This window comes from Epilithonimonas hominis, assembly GCF_003730015.1.
In the GTDB taxonomy this organism is placed as follows: domain Bacteria; phylum Bacteroidota; class Bacteroidia; order Flavobacteriales; family Weeksellaceae; genus Epilithonimonas; species Epilithonimonas hominis.
Genome location: NZ_RJTU01000043.1, coordinates 37,841 through 54,046 on the forward strand (window position 1 = coordinate 37,841; position 16,206 = coordinate 54,046).

At 35.8% G+C, this 16,206-nt stretch carries 16 protein-coding genes; 4 read left to right on the forward strand and 12 right to left on the reverse strand.

What is annotated here, in order from left to right:
* Positions 1-2: 2 nt before the first annotated feature.
* On the forward strand, positions 3-239 hold the full coding sequence (locus tag EGH73_RS06400; RefSeq protein ID WP_089770060.1) for a hypothetical protein: 237 nt from the start codon (positions 3-5) through the stop codon (positions 237-239).
* Here EGH73_RS06400 and pnuC read toward each other — a convergent pair.
* A complete protein-coding gene (gene pnuC, locus EGH73_RS06405; protein WP_123281162.1) occupies positions 225-887 on the reverse strand; it encodes a nicotinamide riboside transporter PnuC in 663 nt (220 codons plus the stop codon). The two genes, EGH73_RS06400 and pnuC, sit on opposite strands and share 15 nt — an antisense overlap.
* 180 nt (positions 888-1,067) lie before the next feature.
* Here pnuC and EGH73_RS06410 point away from each other — a divergent pair, with 180 nt between their 5' ends.
* From EGH73_RS06410 to EGH73_RS06420, 3 genes are all read left to right on the forward strand, one after another.
* On the forward strand, positions 1,068-2,609 hold the full coding sequence (locus tag EGH73_RS06410) for an APC family permease (RefSeq protein ID WP_245985450.1): 1,542 nt from the start codon (positions 1,068-1,070) through the stop codon (positions 2,607-2,609).
* 268 nt (positions 2,610-2,877) lie between these two features.
* Positions 2,878-3,900: a WD40/YVTN/BNR-like repeat-containing protein gene (locus EGH73_RS06415; RefSeq protein WP_245985452.1), complete on the forward strand. Its 1,023-nt coding sequence runs from the start codon at positions 2,878-2,880 to the stop codon at positions 3,898-3,900.
* A gap of 77 nt (positions 3,901-3,977) precedes the next feature.
* Complete coding sequence (locus EGH73_RS06420; protein ID WP_123281163.1) at positions 3,978-4,631, forward strand: HAD family hydrolase; 654 nt, start codon at positions 3,978-3,980, stop codon at positions 4,629-4,631.
* Between the two features lie 9 nt (positions 4,632-4,640).
* Here EGH73_RS06420 and EGH73_RS06425 read toward each other — a convergent pair whose 3' ends face one another.
* The 11 genes from EGH73_RS06425 to EGH73_RS06475 form a co-directional block, all read right to left on the reverse strand.
* Positions 4,641-5,822, reverse strand: a complete 1,182-nt coding sequence (locus EGH73_RS06425; RefSeq protein WP_123281164.1) for a hypothetical protein — start codon at positions 5,820-5,822, stop codon at positions 4,641-4,643.
* 147 nt (positions 5,823-5,969) lie between these two features.
* Positions 5,970-6,812: a type 1 glutamine amidotransferase gene (locus EGH73_RS06430; protein ID WP_245985455.1), complete on the reverse strand. Its 843-nt coding sequence runs from the start codon at positions 6,810-6,812 to the stop codon at positions 5,970-5,972.
* A 131-nt stretch (positions 6,813-6,943) separates the two neighbouring features.
* On the reverse strand, positions 6,944-7,111 hold the full coding sequence (locus EGH73_RS14190; RefSeq protein ID WP_245985456.1) for a type II toxin-antitoxin system RelE/ParE family toxin: 168 nt from the start codon (positions 7,109-7,111) through the stop codon (positions 6,944-6,946).
* Positions 7,102-7,332 (reverse strand): hypothetical protein, encoded by a 231-nt coding sequence (locus tag EGH73_RS06440; RefSeq protein ID WP_123281165.1) that lies wholly within the window; start codon positions 7,330-7,332, stop codon positions 7,102-7,104. Before EGH73_RS06440 ends, EGH73_RS14190 begins: the two co-directional genes overlap by 10 nt.
* Before the next feature lie 75 nt (positions 7,333-7,407).
* Positions 7,408-8,511, reverse strand: coding sequence for a carboxylate-amine ligase (locus EGH73_RS06445; RefSeq protein WP_123281166.1), 1,104 nt, complete (start codon positions 8,509-8,511; stop codon positions 7,408-7,410).
* A gap of 120 nt (positions 8,512-8,631) precedes the next feature.
* Positions 8,632-9,582, reverse strand: coding sequence for an ATP-grasp domain-containing protein (locus tag EGH73_RS06450; RefSeq protein ID WP_123281167.1), 951 nt, complete (start codon positions 9,580-9,582; stop codon positions 8,632-8,634).
* An 82-nt stretch (positions 9,583-9,664) separates the two neighbouring features.
* Positions 9,665-10,378 carry an alpha/beta hydrolase-fold protein gene (locus tag EGH73_RS06455; RefSeq protein WP_123281168.1) on the reverse strand — a complete coding sequence of 238 codons (714 nt, stop codon included), beginning with the start codon at positions 10,376-10,378 and terminating at the stop codon, positions 9,665-9,667.
* Positions 10,379-10,436: 58 nt separating this feature from the next.
* Complete coding sequence (locus EGH73_RS06460; protein ID WP_123281195.1) at positions 10,437-11,642, reverse strand: ATP-grasp domain-containing protein; 1,206 nt, start codon at positions 11,640-11,642, stop codon at positions 10,437-10,439.
* Between the two features lie 43 nt (positions 11,643-11,685).
* A complete protein-coding gene (locus EGH73_RS06465) occupies positions 11,686-13,092 on the reverse strand; it encodes a M17 family metallopeptidase (protein ID WP_123281169.1) in 1,407 nt (468 codons plus the stop codon).
* Positions 13,085-14,212, reverse strand: coding sequence for an alpha/beta hydrolase (locus EGH73_RS06470; protein WP_123281170.1), 1,128 nt, complete (start codon positions 14,210-14,212; stop codon positions 13,085-13,087). The genes EGH73_RS06465 and EGH73_RS06470 overlap by 8 nt, the downstream gene beginning before the upstream one ends.
* A gap of 231 nt (positions 14,213-14,443) precedes the next feature.
* Positions 14,444-16,198 (reverse strand): discoidin domain-containing protein, encoded by a 1,755-nt coding sequence (locus EGH73_RS06475; RefSeq protein ID WP_123281171.1) that lies wholly within the window; start codon positions 16,196-16,198, stop codon positions 14,444-14,446.
* Positions 16,199-16,206: the final 8 nt, after the last annotated feature.

Here is a 16,206-nt window from a genome sequence, read left to right on the forward strand (position 1 = left end):
TAATGAAAAACATCACCATAAAAGCCAACGATTTTTTTGAATTACTGAAGTTGAAAGACCAATCGATGTGGGATATTTTTGCCCAAATGATTGATGGCGAGGAAAAAGAAATTGTTTTCTTGAATGATGACAAAGAGTATATTTTTCATTACATACTGCCAACAACAATTGAAAAATTACAAGAAGATAAGGCGCTTTTTGCTAAGGAATACGCTGAGAAATTATCAGGACTGAACTAAGTTTTTCTTCCATTCCAGATAGCCAATGATAGCCATTGCGGTAAAAATCAAATATTGCAGCGCTGTAAATCCTAGACCTTTGTAAAGCATCATCGGAACGCAGACAATATCTGCAACAATCCAGAAAATCCAGTTCTCAAGATTACGCTTTGCCATAAAATACATTCCAACAAGAAATAGAGAAGTGGTAACGATATCGGTATAATTCGCCCAATCCAAATGATAAAGTCCGAGTTTTATACCTTCCATAGAAAACTGGTTATCGATAAACGGTTTGAAATAATAGATTAAACCTACGAAAAGTAAACTTCCCACAAACAGAACACTTCCGATTTTCCAATCATAGGCACTTGCTTTTTTGACGTTGACGTGGATATTGTCGTCTGAGTTTTTTGACCAAAGAATCCATCCGTAAATACTCATAACTGAATAATAGACATTAATTAGCATATCGCCCAAAAGTCCAAAAACAAACATTATATAAATGAAAAGAACTGTGGAAATTATTCCTGTAGGATAAACCCAAATATTTTTTTTGATAGAGAAGTAAACGCTAAGTAAACCGAATATAGTTGCAATGATTTCTAAAACAATTAGATAAGTTTCGTAGGATTGATATTGGGCCGTGAGTTCTTCGAGGAAATTCATAGTCTCAAAGATAATTATTAATGTTCAAAAATGCGTTGGCTTATTCATAATTAATACAGATAAGTAAAATTAAATAGTTAAAAAAAGTTAATGAAAGCATTTTTTTAATATTTTCGTAATTCAAAAATAAATATAGAAGAAAAGTCCCCCTTAATTTTTGGGGTAAAAAAAATTACAACTATGGCAAATATTTGGATTAAGAAACCAATGGAAGCTTATGAAGCGGACATTAAAAAAAGTCAGCTCAAGCGTGTATTGGGAAAATGGAGTTTAACAGCTATCGGGATTGGTGCCATCATTGGAGGTGGTATTTTTGTTTTAACAGGGACAGGTGCTTACTATAACGCCGGTCCTGCATTAGCACTTTCTTTCGTTATCGCGGGGATCGCTTGTGTTTTTGCAGCACTATGTTATGCAGAGTTTGCGTCCATTCTTCCTGTGGAAGGTTCTGCTTACGCTTATGCCTATGGAACCGTTGGAGAAATTTTCGCATGGATTATTGGTTGGGGACTGATTCTGGAATATGCGATGGGTTCTATGACAGTCGCTGTTTCGTGGTCGGGTTATTTTGGAAAATTGCTTAAAATGTTTGGCTTGCACATGCCAGCTTGGCTCACAACGGATCCACAAACGTATCTTGCTGCAGGCAATTCTGGATTTTCTATGAACCTACCTGCATTTTTAATTGTATGGGTAGTAATTGGGATTCTTTTAAGAGGAACAAAAGGCGCAGCAAAAGCTAATAACTTCATTGTGGTGATGAAAGTTTCAGCGATTATTTTTGTAATTGTAGCAGGAGTTTTCTTTATCAATCCAGAGAACTGGACGCCATTTATACCTGAGCCTACAACTATTACAGAAAATGGTGTTTCGCACCCAGCTTATGGATATGCTGGAGTAGTGGCCGGAGCGTCTGCAATTTTCTTTGCTTATGTAGGATTCGATGCTGTTTCTACACAGGCTGGTGAGGCTATAAATCCTAAGAAAGATGTTCCGTTTGCAATCATTGCATCATTGGTAATTTGTACATTATTATACATTTTGGTATCATTGGTTTTAACAGGGATGATGCATTATACAGACTTCAATCCTTTGGGAAAATATCCGGATGCTATCAAAGCTCCTGTAGCTTATGCTTTTGATATAGCGGGACAAGCGTGGGCAGGTTACATCATCACGATTGCTGCTACAGTTGGACTTATTTCTGTTTTAATGGTAATGATTATGGGACAATCCAGAATATTTTTAGGAATGTCAAAAGATGGTCTGATACCTAAAACTTTTGCAAAAGTAAATCCTTTAAGTGGTGTGCCATCCAAGAATCTGGTAATTTTGGGCACCGTTATTTCTGTGGTTGCATCATTTACCCCGATTAATGATCTTGCACATATGACAAGCTTCGGAACCTTATTCGCGTTCACTATGGTATGTGTAGCAGTTTGGGTATTGAGAGTAAAAGAGCCCAATTTGCAAAGGAACTTTAAAGTGCCTGCATTGCCTGTCATTGCAGTTTTAGGAATTGCAATCAACATCTATTTGATCATCAACCTGAGTAAAGAAGCGCAAATGTATTCTTTAGGCTGGTTGCTTATAGGTTTCTTCATCTATTTCTTGTACAGTAAGAAAAATTCAAAATTGCAGAATGGAGGGTTTGGAGAGACGTTCAAAGCAGAACAAGAACCTTTGGAGGATGTAGATATCGATATCGACAACAAACATTAAAATATAAATTCCGCATTTTTTTTGCGGAATTTTTTTTGGAGCTTATTGACTTCGTCGAACAGTTTCTATTTATTGTTTTTTGGAGCTGTTTCCCGCTATCCGCTATATCTTTTTCGTCATTGCGAAAGAAGTGAAGCAATCTGTAGAACCATTCACTCATCGCAATAACAAAAAAGGATGCCGCTCCTATCGGGGCTATGGATTTTGTCTGTCAATCAAGTTTTGTCAAATATTGAGAACTTTACGAAAGTTTATTTAAATTTATAAAATGAAAAAACTAATACTATTTCCATTCATCATAATTTCGTCATTTCTCCTGTCTCAGAAATTCACGATCGATACATTATTGACTGATAAAATCAGCATCCGAGCAATACAACTCTGGGACGGAAAAGTCTGGTATGCGGGGACAGATTCCAAGTTTGGGTATGTCGATTTAGAGAATGTCAATAATAAAAAGCAAATCCGACTGTCTCAGAAATCTCTTCAGTTCCGAACATTGGCTCAAAACAACAAATATTTCTACGCAATCAACATAGAAAGTCCTGCTTATTTTTTTCAAGTTGATAAAAAAACATTAGACTTCAAAGTTGTGTTTAATGATAATGATCCGACGGCTTTTTATGATGCTTTGAAATTCACAGATCATAATTTTGGATTAGCATTTAGTGACCCATCAGCCAATCAAAGACTGAATATCTCTCAAACCCGAAATGGTGGTGCAAATTGGATCAATTGTAAAAATTGTAAAGATTTTCCTTATTTAGAAAAAGGCGAAGCGGCTTTTGCAGCAAGTAATACTAATATTGCAAGTTTTAGAAATGTTATCTGGATTGCGACCGGAGGTGCAAAATCCAGAATTTACAGAATGAAAAACAAAGATTGTTATTGGCAAGTTTTCGAAACCCCATTTATACAAGGAACATCATCCCAAGGTATTTACTCAATAGATTTTTATGATAAAAACTTCGGAATCGCAGTTGGCGGAGATTACACAAAACAATCCGATAATATTAATAATATCGCAACAACCAATGATGGTGGACAAACTTGGCAAATCCAAGCCAGCGGACAAAATGCAGGTTATATGACTTGTGTGAAATTCCGTCCGAAAACCAAAGGAAAAGAGATTGTTGCAGTTGGCGATCAACATATCAGTTTTTCATCAGATTACGGACAGACTTGGACAAAAATCTCCGACGAAAAAAATCTCTACGCCTGCGAATGGCTGAATCACGATACGTTGATCTTAGCAGGGAAGGATAAAATTGTCAAATTAACATTTCAATAATTTCCAAATCTTTCAGTTTAATTTTCAATCCCTATTTTTGCACCGAATTAATGAAAATTGACAAGAGAATTTAGAAGATGAAGAACACGGTTATTTTTGATATGGACGGCGTGATTGTAGATACAGAACCGCTTCATAAAAAAGCTTACTATCAGCATTTTGAAGAACTTAATATAAATGTAGATGCAGAATTATTCTCAAGATTCACAGGAAAATCTACCAGAAATGTCTATCAAATGATAAAAGAGATTTTCGGAATTGATACCAATGTTGAAGATTTAATCCAAAGAAAAAGAACCCTATTTTACGATTTATTCGATTCTGACCCAGCTTTGAAGTTGTTAGATGGAGTAGAAGTATTGATTAAGAATCTTTATTCTGCCAATTTCCAATTGATATTAGCTTCTTCTGCTGCAAAATCTACCATTCATCGGGTTTTTAAGCGTTTCAATTTATTTCCGTTTTTTTCACATCTCGTAAGTGGTGAAGATTTTCCCGAATCAAAACCAAATCCCGCTATTTTCATCGAAGCTCAAAGGCTTTCTGGAAATGAAAAGTCGAATTGCATTATCATAGAAGACAGTACAAACGGAATTCGGGCAGCAAATGCTGCAGAGATATTTTGTGTTGGTTACAAAAGCGAAAACAGTAAAAATCAAAACTACGAAACTGCAGATTTGGTCATTCATCATTTTGATGAGTTGAAAGTTGATGAATTAGAATTGATTTAGGTTTGATTTTTATTTCTCAAAAAACGCCATAGAACTTCCAATCCAAATTGCATCTTTCTTATTAAAATCTACATTCACCATCGCAGCTTTCGTCATTCTTACAAGGTTGACGAGTAATTCTGGATTTTCTTTTTCTGGATTCCACGCAAAAAGTAAACGGATTTCTGCTTTGGAAAATTCTCCGTTGATGTCTTCGAAAAGTGGAGCGTAAGTCACTTTTCTTTGAAGGATATAGTTTTCTTTATCTTCAATTTTATTGATGATTTCCTGGGTTGGATTCAGATTCACGCCACTTCCTGCAAATGAGAAAAGCGGTTTTAAAACGAAGTTTTCTAATTGTTCAGTTTCAGGAAAATCCGGTAAGAAATAACTTTTCGGAACAAACTTGTGTTTCAGTTTTGGGAGAATGTATTTTGAAATTTTGAAAAACCAATTCGGATGCGTAATCCATTCGACATCAATGTCTTCTCGGAAATCAAATTCCGTTTCCAAACCCTCGATTTTATCCAATTCATCAAAAATTACACGATTGTAAATTCTATGAATAGAAACTAATTTTCCATCATTTTCATAGAATAACTTTTTTCCTTCTTTTTTGATTTTCGTCAGACAAACCGTTTTGATTCCAAGATATTTTTCTGTGACAATAAAATCAATAAGCGTTTTTTGTTTCTCAGGATAGATTTCCAGAATAATTACATTTTCAGGATTCTCGTTTCCAACAATAACTTGTTTCAGCTTTTTGATGTATTCATCTTTTGGGAGCGAGTTTTTCAGTTCATTTAGAAAAGGATAAACTTCGGTAATCACTTCTTCAAACAACTTCTGAAATCCGAACAAACTCGGAAAAGCCTGTAATTCTATCAACTGCGGAATTACATTTCCATTTTCATCTTGGCAAATTCCAAAATCGATTGCTACAAAATGTGGCTTTTTAGTGTCATTCGGAACATTACAATTCGCAGGAATAGCTTTGCTGAGTTCTTCATCAGACATTTCCTTGATTTGCGAAATAATCGATTCAGAAGCATCATCCAGCTTTTGCCAAAAATCTTTGGTAAGAAAAACAGGACTTTCTGATATTCGGAAACCAGCTTCGTATCCCGTTTTCTCTTTTATTAATTCATTGACTTTTTGATATTTTTCCTGAGAAAATTCTGCGTTGAATTGAGTTCTGTATTTTGGAATCATAGTTTAATTTTTTATTAACCACAAAAGTCACAAAAGTTAGAATATTTATTTTTAAGATAAAAAAAGAATAGATTAAAAGATAGACTTTTTTGAACTTTTAAAAATAATTTTAGTTAAAAGCTTTTGTGACTTTTGTGGGTTGAGTTTTTAACCGAATACTAAATTTTTAGTAATTTGTTCAGAAGCCAGCTGTAAAAACCTTGGAATAATCTGCGCTCTGGTTAAAACAATTTTGTCGTCATCGTCCATTCTGTCAATGGTTTCAAGGTATTTTTCCATTCCGAAAGTTTCAATCATCGCTTCTTTATTTTTCTCGTCTTCCAGATTTTTGATGAAACCAAGTGGGTCGGCTTCAGGATGAAACTGCGTTCCGAAAATCTCATCAGAAAAACGAACGGCCATCATTGCTCTTTCCAGATGAATCGTTGGACGGATTTTCTCCAACGCCACGATTTTCATTCCCAACGCATTGATTTTGTCATCATTTGGTTCTATACATTGGTAAGCCCTGGAATCTACGGCATAGAAAGGTTCCGGCAAGTTTTTTAGTAAAAAATCTTTTTCGCCGTCTTCGGTTTTGTGAATGGGCATCACACCGAAAGAATATGATTTTCTCTTGCAAACATTCGCAATCCCGAAATGAATAACCGCCAATTGGAAAGAATGGCAAACCAGAAATAAATATTTTTTCTGCTCATTAGTTTTGTTGTGTTCCCAGATTTGCGTTAGAAAATCAGCAAATTTCTGTTCCCATTCGTAACCTTCACGATGCGGATTCCCAGGTCCACCGGAAGAAATGAAAATATCAAAATCTTCAATATTGGGCATTTCATTTTTGTAACGAACATCAAAAAGCTCCACAGAAACCTCATATTCCGACTGCTCCTGAAACGCTTTCGACAGCTCTTTTATATTGCGCATCCCTTGATTCGGATGATTATTATTCATATCAAGAAGTGCAATTCTCACATCATTTTTACTCATATTCATATTGTCTTTAATAAATTGATTTTTGTTTACCGTCTCTGAAATTAATTATTACAATTTGTTTCTTTTTCGGATTTATTTTGTAAACGATATAGTTATGTTCGTCAACCATTCCTTTATGCAGATGTTTGAACCTAGCAGTTAGGATATAGATTAGGCTGTAATTTGATTCGTTCAATGAATTGATGGATGTTGTCTTCCAATCGCAGAATTTCTTTTTTTGTCCAATTTGATTTGAGATAGTCAATTGTTTTGAAAAGACCTTTTTCTGCACGATTTGTCCAGACAATTTCTATTTCCATTCATCAAAAGATTTCATTACATCTTGATGTGATTTTACTTGCCCGTTTTCAGCTTCTTTCAGTCCCAGTTCAATGTCTTGATGTTCTTCTTCATTCATTTCTTCCCACCAATCTTGAGAAGATTCTTTCTGAAAAATATCTTTTATTTTTTCAAGAACACTTTCTTTCTGAGTATTTAAAAGAAGTTTCATTAGTTCCAATTTGGTTGTTTCAATGTTCATAACCAATTCTTTTTGCAAATTTACAAAATTGAAAATATTTCTTTAATTTATTAAATTGCAGAATAAAATTAATAATTACAAAAGTCCTTTCTCTGTTTCGTAAATCATATAATCCACGACTTTTTTCATATCACCGCCACTTTCGTGGAAAACTTTCAATTGTCTATCTGCTCCGGTTCCCATTTTGATAATTTCTCTCGCAAACTCAACTTCTTTTCTGCATCCCAAATCGTCCACAACATCATCTATGAAAGCCAATAATTCTTCCAGCAAATCTTTATAAGGAACACTTGTTTCTTTCCCAAAGTCAATAAGATGAGCATCAATTCCGTCTTTGGAAGCGCGCCATTTATTCTCTGTTAGCAGAAGTCTTCTGTAGCTCCTAAAACTAATATTTTGCTGGTGCATTTTATAGATTTTTGCGACCAAAGATTGCATAATTGCCGCCAGACAAACCGTTTCATCAATCGTCAAAGGCATATCACAAATCCTGAATTCAATAGTAGGATAGAACGGATGGACTCTCAAATCCCACCATATTTTCTTAGCATTGTCAATGGTTCCTGTTTTTACCATCAGATTAACATAAGCGTCAAATTCCGCCACACTGCTGAAATAACTTGGTAATCCTGTTCTTGGAAATTTAGCAAAAACTTCTTGTCTATAAGATTTGAAACCCGTTAATCTTCCAACCCAAAAAGGAGAATTAGTAGATAATGCGTAAACGTGAGGAAGAAAATATCGCATCACATTCTGAATCCTGATGCCTTCTTCACGATCTGGAATACCAATGTGAACGTGTAAACCGAAAATCAAATTCGACCTTGCAACATCGCCCATATCGCTTACGATTTTGTCATAACGTGCATCTTTTGTGATGATGTTATCTTTCCAATGCGAAAATGGATGCGTTCCACCGCCGGAAACCCGCAAACCCTGTTCGTGAGCCGTTTTTACAAGATGTCTTCTGAGGTCTGTGAGTTCCTGGCGAGCCTGCTGAATATTTTCACAGATGCCTGTTTCCATTTCAACAACCGACTCGTGCATCTCGTGTTTTAAGTTTTCGCTTAGAACTGCTTTTCCTCCTTCTATTATTTTGGAAACGTGGGACACCAGATCGCGGCTTTCCGCATCTATGATTTGGTATTCTTCTTCCACACCTATTGTGAATTTGTGCATTTTTTTTCTTGTGTTAGTTAGTAGTTAGTCTATATTCGATGTATTTGAGAACTTCAGATGACATTGTGGAAAAATTAGCAATGTCACACTGAGCGGAGTCGAAGTGTTTTTAAAATATTTTTAAAGCTTATTGGTTACAAATTTCCCCCAATCGATGTTGATTTTTCCTGGTTTGTAATCTTTAGCTTTTTCAATGGCTAGTTTTGCAGCGTGTTCTACAATCCATTGGAAATTTTCTTCGCCAACTGAGTTTCTGTCTGCATCAGGCGCTGGATTACAGAAATCAATGGCGTAAGGAATTCCGTCTCTCACCGCAAATTCCACCGTATTGAAATCGTAACCCAAAGCTTCATTCATTTTAATAGTATAATCTGTAATGGTTTTAAGTAGTTTTTCAAGTTCTTTTCCTTCCGTTTGATGCGTTGTTGCATATCTCAAATGGTGCGGATTTCTCGGTTCATAAGGCATAATATGAACGTATTTTCTACCCAAACAATACACTCTGTAATAATCTTCGAAGACAATCTCTTCCTGAACCATCATAACCAATTGCTCGGTCTCAGCGTGTTTTGCCCACATATCTTCGGGACTTTCAACTCTGTAAACATTTCTCCAGCCACCACCGTCGTGCGGTTTCATATAAGCAGGAAATCCGATGTAGTTGAAAATATATTCCCAATCGTGAGGGAATTTCAGGTTTCTGAAAGAAGTTTCCGAAGTGTTGGTTGGTCTTTCGTGAGATGGTAACAAAACAGTTTTCGGTAATGGAATTCCGATTTTTGACATCAAAGCATTATTGAAAAATTTCTCATCTGCACTCCACCAAAATGGATTATTGATGACATAAGTTCCATTAACTGCAGCATTTTTAAGATAAGCTCTGTAAAAAGGAACATCCTGCGATATTCTATCGATAATTACAGCGTAACCATAATCTGCGCCTTGTTCCAGTTTGTCGATTTGGACAGGTTCTGCAATATATTCTCCTTTTCCGAGTTCATTAACTTTGTCAATAAAAGCCCACGGAAATGTGTCTTCCATTCCGAATAAAATTCCAATTTTTTTTGCCATAATGTTTTGTTTTTTTAAGGTCGGAAGACGGATGTCCGAAGTCCGAAGTTTGTATGTTTATTTTATTAATTTAAATTTTTGATTACCCAAAAAATCTTCCAATAAATTTCGGGAAAACCATTCTCCAAAGCACCCAATCGTGATCTATCCATTTTTGCTCATCATACCAGTGATTAATTCCTTTTTCAGTTAAGATTCCTGCCATTTTTCTAGTTGGTTCCAAACAAATGTCACGGTCAGATGTACTGAGAACAATATGCATATGCTTATATTTCCAGGCTTCATCATTTTTTACGAATTCGTCTGGGCAATTGAAATAAATCAGCTGATCCTGATAGCCGTCCATAAAATTCCGGATGTTAAAAGCACCAGACAGACAGAAAAGATGCGAAACCAAATCTGGAAATCTAAACGCAATATTTGCAGCGTGATAACCACCAAAACTTGCGCCTGCAACCGCTACACGATGTGTGTTATGCGTTCTTTGGATATAAGGAATGAACTCCTGAACCAAAAACTGAACATACATTTCGTAATTTCTAATTCTTTCGTAAGGAGAAATTCCTTTGTCATAAAAACTGAATTTATCAATCGTCTGAACATTGAATAATTTCAAAATTCCATTGTCTGTGAAATGTGAAATACTTCCGTTCAGATGAAAATCGGCATTCTGAGTATAAGACCCCTGAGAAGTCGGAAACATAATAATCGGATAGCCGAAATGTCCTGTAACTTCCACCTGAAGGCTCATTCCAAGAATATGTGAATAATAATCTGTATGTGTTATTTGAGGCATTGTTATTTTAAAATTAAAAGATTGTGAAATTCAGAAATTTATCATTCATAATTAAGCATTAGCTGCTTGGTTTGTCTTTTGGCGGAATGATATTCAGAATCTCTTCTGTGACATAGGTTGCCGCTTCATCCAATTTTTGCTGAATTCTTTCGGGATTGTCGGATTTATAAACAATTCCGATATGATACTCGATGGGTAGAAATTTTACCACCTCGTCGCTTTTCAAATTGTCAATATTGGGATGTTTGTCTTTTGCTAATGCCACTATCAATCCAGAATATAATTTCTGAGTTTCCAGAACCGAATATTGAGTTCCGTCTAAAAGTGCATTTTCCAATCTTGCCCATTCTCTCCAGATATTGACGCCGGTTGCTGCTTCTACCATATCAGGAATGTGTGCGCCACCAACTCTGGAAGATGTTTCGAGGAAATAATATTGTCCATCTGTTCCTCTGATGTATTCACTATGAGTTGCTCCATTTTTGATTCCGAATTTTGTCAGAACTTCTCTGTTGATTTGTTCCAAACCTTTGGCTTCTTCAGAATTTTTATCCAATGTTTTGGTACGGAAAACGCCACCTTCGTGAGAAACTTTCATCGGTGGAGATAGATATTTTGAAAAACAGGAAAACACAATTTCCTTATTATAAACCAAACAATCTACGTGATAGACATCGCCAGGTTTGAAAGATTCTAAAAGAAATTTATAACGTTCATCCCCAAGATTTTCCACAGCCGGCCAAAGTTCATCAGCCGAATTGATTTTCTTAATTCCACTTGCCGAAGCTTCGGAACGAGGTTTCAGAACCCAAGGTCCGGGAACATCCTGCGTGAATTGATGTAGTTTTGCATCATTGAATATGGAAGAAAATTCTGGCACAGAAATCCCGTTGTCTTTGGCTTGTTGGCGCATAGCCAGTTTATCTCGAAAATAACGATGTGTCGTTTGTCCCATCCCAGGAATACGATAGGTTTCACGAATCATTGCCGCTTTTTCTACATCATAATCGTCCAAAGCAATAACCGCATCGATTTGATGATTTTTCATCAGATAAGCAAATCCCTGGATCAAATGGTCAAGATTCCAGACCGAAGGTTCAAGCTCTGGCATATAATAAATCTCGTCTATAGCGTGCCAAGGCCAATTCTTTTCTTTCAGGTTTTCCGAAGTAATCAGAATGACTTTGTTTCCGAGTTTTTTGCACTCATCCATAAAATCGTAACCTTTGTAATAACAAGATATGCAGACAATTGTTTTTTCCATATTCATATTTTTGTCGGTGGTCAGATGACTGATGTCCGATGATTTAATTATAATTCTCTATAAAGTCTAATAATAGCTGAACGCCATAACCGGTCGCCATTTTATCTTTAGCATAACCAACATTCCCAAATGCAACGCCTGCAATATCCAGATGCGCCCAATTTTCGTGACCTTCAATGAATTGTTCCAAGAATTTTCCCGCAATAATGCAATCTCCAAAAGGTTTCATCGAAATATTCTTAAAATCGGCAACATCCGAAGTGAAATCACCTTTCCAAATATCCCAAAGCGGAAGATTCCAAAGTCGCTGATTGGTTTTATCGGCGGATTTTTCCAGCTTGATTTTCAAATCATTATTGTTGGAAAAATAAGCGCCACAAGTGTAACCAAACATTCTGACTGAACTTCCTGTGAGTGTTGCCAAATCTATCAAAACATCAGTTTTGTAATTTTTTGACAAGTAAGAAAGTCCGTCTGCTAATGTCATTCTTCCTTCTGCATCGGTGTTTAGAACTTCAATTGTTTTTCCGTTGTAAGCTGTCACAACATCGCTCGGCAAGTACGCATTTTCCGACACGGCATTATCCGTAATCGGAAGTATGGCAATGATGTTTACAGGAAGTTTCAGTTCCGAAGCTGTAATCAAAGCTCCAATAACTGCGCTTGCACCGCCCATATCACTTTTCATATAATGCATATTGTCAGATGGTTTGATGGAAATCCCTCCAGTATCAAACAAAAGGCATTTTCCGACTAACCCGAAAGTTTTTGCATCTGCTTTTCCGCAATTGTATTCCAAAATGGTAAACGCGGCTTCTTGCGAACTTCCTTGATTAACTGCAACAAATGCCCCTAAACCTTCTTTTATAGACTCTTCTCTGTTGAATGCTTTATACTTCAAATCATATTTTTCCGCAGTCGATTTTAGAAAATCTGAGATTTGGTGTACCTTTTTATGATTCGCAGGCTTGTTCAGCCATTCCATTCCGGCAAATTGTCCGTTGCAAAGTGCTTCTGTTTTTAAGGCTAAATTTCTTCCTACTTCTTCAGAAATGTTTTCAAAATGAAGTTCAAAATTCTCTTGCCAAAACGGATGAGATTTTTCGAAAGGATAGTGATAAGTTCCTAAAAATAAACCTTTTACTAATTCTCCTGTCAAATCCAATCCTAATTTTGAAATAACAGAAGTTGGAACTGCTTGCAGATTTTTCTTGTAATCATTCGCAAATTTGTTAGCGATAGATTGAATTTCAAAACCTTTTGCGTCTTTTCCGATTCCAACGAAAAAATTGATTTCATCTGAATTGGTCTTAATGAAAACCTCGTTCTTTTTTCCATTGAAGAATAATTCAACATTTGGATGTGAGTTTTTTTCTTGTTCCCACTCGGCTTCGCTGAACAGGTATATGTTTTGAGTTGTTGATTCTTTTTTATTGTAAATTTTAATCATTTGCTTCGTTGTTTTCTAATTCATTTTTGGCTTTCACTGGACTTTCCAGACTGTCTATGTAAAGCCATTCCACTGCTCTTGGAAATTCCTGCGACCAAAAAAATTCCTGATGTGTTCCTTGGTCATTGATGTTGGTCCTGACTTCAAAATCAAAGGATTTCTGCACTGTTAATTTTTTCAAAGCTTTTTCAAATAATCTTATTCTTCCCACCATTCGGGAACCTTCTTTCTTGCCACCATAGAGATAAACCTTTAGCTTGTAAGGGTTATCAAACCTTATCATCGGAAAATTATTTTCAGGCTCTACCCAAAGCGACGGCGAAAAAATCAGCAATTTGGAATAAACTTCCGGATAGAGAAATCCGCCATAAATGCTAATCAATCCACCCAAAGAGCTTCCGCCAATTCCGGTGTTTTCTCTATCTTTCTTTGTTCTGTAATTTTTATCAATCCAAGGTTTCAAAGTATCAGTAATGAACCTCAAATATTTTTTGCCTTCAGCATTTTTCGTCACATCTTCATTATCAAAAATATATTCTTTGATTCGGTCATCGTTACCGTGTTCTACCGCAATGACAATCAAATCGCCTCGTCCATATTCTGCAAGAAGAGCCAATTTTTTATCAATTTCCCAATTTCCAAATTCGGAACCGTCATTGAATAAATTCTGTGCATCCTGCAAATACAAAACGGGATAACTTTTGTCCGAATGGTAATAATCATAAGGCAAAAGCGCCCAGACTTTCCTCGTCTTATCAAGCTGAGGAATATAGAATGCATCATCAACCAGTTCCGTAATCGGGAAAAATTCTTTTTTGAAAGGTCCCCAATTCAGTCTCCATTTTTCTACAGAATCTTGTGTTTTCTTGTTCTCTTTTTTAGTTTTTCTGTTCGGAGTGATATTGTTGTATTTATCAATCTCTACATTTTCCCAACCGCCTTTTGTGAACTTATATTCTATTTCATCATTTAAAAGTTCGTCAGAAATATTGATGTAATAATTATTCTCATCCAATTTTTCCAACTCAAACTTTGAATCTTTCGGATTCCACTTGTTGAAATTACCGGTAATAAAAATCGGTCGGTCATCATTATCTTCTGATGTCAGAAAAAACTCCATTTGCTTTTAAAATTCTTTTACTGTTATAAATTTATAAAATTATTTCAATTAATTAGAAATTGTTGAGTGTTTTTCTTTTAAAATTTAAGTTTGTTAATGAATATTAATCTAATTTTTAAAATCATTGAATTAATGAAAATTTAATATTTCGAAATAATAATCATAAAAAATAAAAAAGCTTTCGAAGATTGACTCCGAAAGCTTGAATTTTTGTTTGAAAAACTTTAAAATTTATTCTGATTTTACAACCTCTGTTCTTTCAGAGATTCCATTGGCGTTAAATGCTTCAATTTGAAAATAATACGCATCTGTTCTGTCTGCTCCTGTGAAGAAATATTCATTCTTGCCATAAACCATAATGCTTCCATATAATTTATCCGGCGATTTTCCCCAATAGATGACATAACCGTCAGCGTCAGAATTTTGTTGCCATTTGAACCAAATACTTCTTCTCTCGCCATATTTTTTCGGGTCAGCCCGTAACGGAACGAAGTTTTGAACTTTAGCTGGTTTTGTTCCAGCTCCTTTTCCAAAAACTCTAAAACCACTTAAAGCGAATTTTCCTGTTGGCATTTTCAGATTTTCCATTTTCAGGAATCTTACTTTTGCAGATGTTTCCAATTCTACATAATCGTGCGGAACATCGGTTTGGTTTTTTGATTTGTCAACAATCACTTTCCAATTTTTGCCATCGTTAGAACCATAAATTTTATATTGATGCATTTTGCCGAGCGTTTTCCCCATAAACTCAACATCTTGGTCGGCATAATTAATTTGAATCGCATTGATTGTAGAAACTTCTCCCAAATCTGTCTGAAACCATTCTCCTGCGTTTCCGGTTTTTGCAGACCAATAAGTTTTGATGTCTTCATCCACGGCAAGATTCGGTTGATAACCGCCTAAAGTTGATGATACCTGAACCGGTTTATTATAATTCAATAACATCCAACCAGGAAATAAGCCTTTTGAGAAATCTTTTCCTTGAGCATATTGCGGAAGAAGAGTAGGGTAATCGCCATAAGCGGTGTTGGTGTACATTACATCATCCTTGTCAAATCCAGTTGGCCAGATTCCCAATCGTCTTTCGAAATTATTTTTTGTCGAAATGAAAATCGTGGAAACGTGCCACCAATTCCCGAATTTATCTTCGAAAGTTGCACCGTGACCAGCTCCTCTTGCAAAACCTCCGGGTTTATAAGAAAACGGATTATGTTGCTGATATTCGAAACCTTCTAAAGGATTTTTGGAAACATAAACACCATCAGAATAACCACTGAACTCTGTTGCTGGCGCACCATATTGCATATAATATTTGTCCTTATATTTAGTAACCCAAGCACCTTCTACAAAGGGTTGAAGAAAAACATTGTCATTATATTCTCCAAATCTTTCCCAACCGTGGTCTTCAGGTTTTAACCTTAGAATCGGTTTTACGAAACCTTCGGACTGCATTGTTTTAGTTTTAACTTCGGTTCCTAACAGGGGCCACTCGTTGCTAGAACCCCAATAGAGATAAAGTTTGTCTTTGTCTTCATCATAATGGAAAGCAGGATCCCAAGCGCCAACTTTCAAAGTGTCAACAGCAATTTTCCAATCGTCTTTTGTAGGATTGGTGCTTTTCCAAATCGGAAAATCCTGTTCCCAGGTTGAGCCAAAAACATAAAGTGTGTCTTTCATTGCCCAGACTGCAGGCGCGTTCAAATCGTGAATGTATTTATTGTCTCTAAGGAATTTTCTTTTTACAAATTTCCAATCCAACATATTATCAGAATACCAATAACCTTCCTGATTGGTAGAAAAAAGAAATAATTTCTTCTGAAAATTAACGATTACAGGGTCCGCAGTTGCACGGTGTTTTCCTTGCTTGGAGAAAACTTCAAACGGCGTATAACCATAATCGATGTTAATAGGATTACAATAGGTTTTTTGTTGCGCTGAAAATAATGATACAATAGATAATGAAACTATTGCGAGTAATTTTTTCATTTAAGATT

What these genes read in the sequence shown, in the direction of transcription:
- EGH73_RS06470 (WP_123281170.1), bottom strand. Translation starts at nt 14,212, where the DNA reads ATGGAGTTTTTTCTGACATCAGAAGATAATGATGACCGACCGATTTTT.
- EGH73_RS06410 (WP_245985450.1), top strand. Translation starts at nt 1,068, where the DNA reads ATGGCAAATATTTGGATTAAGAAACCAATGGAAGCTTATGAAGCGGAC.
- EGH73_RS06465 (WP_123281169.1), bottom strand. Translation starts at nt 13,092, where the DNA reads ATGATTAAAATTTACAATAAAAAAGAATCAACAACTCAAAACATATAC.
- EGH73_RS06425 (WP_123281164.1), bottom strand. Translation starts at nt 5,822, where the DNA reads ATGATTCCAAAATACAGAACTCAATTCAACGCAGAATTTTCTCAGGAA.
- EGH73_RS06430 (WP_245985455.1), bottom strand. Translation starts at nt 6,812, where the DNA reads ATGAATATGAGTAAAAATGATGTGAGAATTGCACTTCTTGATATGAAT.
- EGH73_RS06475 (WP_123281171.1), bottom strand. Translation starts at nt 16,198, where the DNA reads ATGAAAAAATTACTCGCAATAGTTTCATTATCTATTGTATCATTATTT.
- EGH73_RS06445 (WP_123281166.1), bottom strand. Translation starts at nt 8,511, where the DNA reads ATGCACAAATTCACAATAGGTGTGGAAGAAGAATACCAAATCATAGAT.
- EGH73_RS06460 (WP_123281195.1), bottom strand. Translation starts at nt 11,642, where the DNA reads ATGGAAAAAACAATTGTCTGCATATCTTGTTATTACAAAGGTTACGAT.
- EGH73_RS06420 (WP_123281163.1), top strand. Translation starts at nt 3,978, where the DNA reads ATGAAGAACACGGTTATTTTTGATATGGACGGCGTGATTGTAGATACA.
- EGH73_RS06440 (WP_123281165.1), bottom strand. Translation starts at nt 7,332, where the DNA reads ATGAACATTGAAACAACCAAATTGGAACTAATGAAACTTCTTTTAAAT.
- pnuC (WP_123281162.1), bottom strand. Translation starts at nt 887, where the DNA reads ATGAATTTCCTCGAAGAACTCACGGCCCAATATCAATCCTACGAAACT.
- EGH73_RS06455 (WP_123281168.1), bottom strand. Translation starts at nt 10,378, where the DNA reads ATGCCTCAAATAACACATACAGATTATTATTCACATATTCTTGGAATG.
- EGH73_RS06400 (WP_089770060.1), top strand. Translation starts at nt 3, where the DNA reads ATGAAAAACATCACCATAAAAGCCAACGATTTTTTTGAATTACTGAAG.
- EGH73_RS06415 (WP_245985452.1), top strand. Translation starts at nt 2,878, where the DNA reads ATGAAAAAACTAATACTATTTCCATTCATCATAATTTCGTCATTTCTC.
- EGH73_RS06450 (WP_123281167.1), bottom strand. Translation starts at nt 9,582, where the DNA reads ATGGCAAAAAAAATTGGAATTTTATTCGGAATGGAAGACACATTTCCG.
- EGH73_RS14190 (WP_245985456.1), bottom strand. Translation starts at nt 7,111, where the DNA reads ATGGAAATAGAAATTGTCTGGACAAATCGTGCAGAAAAAGGTCTTTTC.